At 67.9% G+C, this 1,092-nt stretch carries 2 protein-coding genes; both read right to left on the reverse strand.

What is annotated here, in order from left to right; all coding sequences use genetic code 11:
* Positions 1 to 603 (reverse strand): nucleotide exchange factor GrpE (locus tag ACESK8_RS08255; RefSeq protein WP_372968143.1); only part of this gene is annotated, 603 nt, incomplete at its 3' end.
* Between the two features lie 2 nt (positions 604 to 605).
* A partial coding sequence (locus ACESK8_RS08260) for an Hsp70 family protein (protein WP_372968144.1) occupies positions 606 to 1,092 on the reverse strand: 487 nt, incomplete at its 5' end.

Here is a 1,092-nt window from a genome sequence, read left to right on the forward strand (position 1 = left end):
CAGCTCGACGTCACCGAGGCGGTAACCCACCTCGACGACCTCGAGCACCGTGGTCTTGTCGGCGCCCGGGGTGGGCTGCTGGAAGATCGCCTCGTGACGCTGCGGGTCGAATTCCTCGCCCTTCTCACCGTACGAGACGACACCGAGACGTTCGACGACCGTGCGCACCTTGCCGGCGATGACGGCGAAGGGAGTGCCTTCGACCAGGTCACCGTGCTGCGCGGCGCGGTCGAGATCGTCGAGCACGGGGATGAGGCCCTTGGCGGCCTCGCCCTTCGCGCGCTCGATCTCGACCTGGCGCTGCTCCTCGGTGCGGCGGCGGTAGTTGGCGTATTCGGCCTGGAGGCGCTTGAGGTCGTTCAGCAGCGTCGACTCCAGGTCGGCGAGCACAGCATCCTCTGCTGCGGCCTCACCGGTCTGGGTGGCGCCGAGGATGTCGTCGACCGTCAGATCGTCAGGGGCGCCGTCGACCGGCGTCTCGTCGGATCCCTCTGCGGCCGCGGCCTCGCGCGAGTCGGGGTTCTGCGGCGCGGGGCCGGATGCCTGAGCATCCGACCCCTCGCTGCGAACCTCGTCGTCACCTTCGAAGTTCTTGTCCGTCATGATTACTTCTTCTCGTCCTCGTCGTCGACGACCTCGGCGTCGATGACGTCCTCATCGGAGGAGGCGTCATCGGCCGGAGCCTCGCCCGCGGCGTCGGCGCTCGGAGCGCCCTCGGCCTGGGACTGTGCGTAGATGGCTTCGCCGATCTTGCCCTGCGACTGGTTCAGCTTGTCGAACGCGGTCTTCACGGCCTCGTCGTCCTCGCCGGCCAGCGCCGTCTTGAGCGCGTCGACGTCGGCCTTGACCTCGGTCTTCACGTCTTCGGGCAGCTTCTCGTCGTTCTCGGTGATCAGCTTGTCGATCGAGTACGCGAGCGTCTCGGCCTGGTTGCGGACCTCGGCGGCCTCACGGCGTGCCTTGTCTTCAGCCGCGTGCTCCTCGGCCTCGCGCACCATGCGCTCGATGTCCTCCTTCGACAGCGACGAGCCGCCGGAGATGACGATCGACTTCTCCGTGCCCGTGCCCTTGTCCTTGGCGGACACGTGCACG

Origin of the sequence: Microbacterium sp., from assembly GCF_041641055.1 — a bacterium.
Taxonomy (GTDB): Bacteria; Actinomycetota; Actinomycetes; order Actinomycetales; family Microbacteriaceae; genus Microbacterium.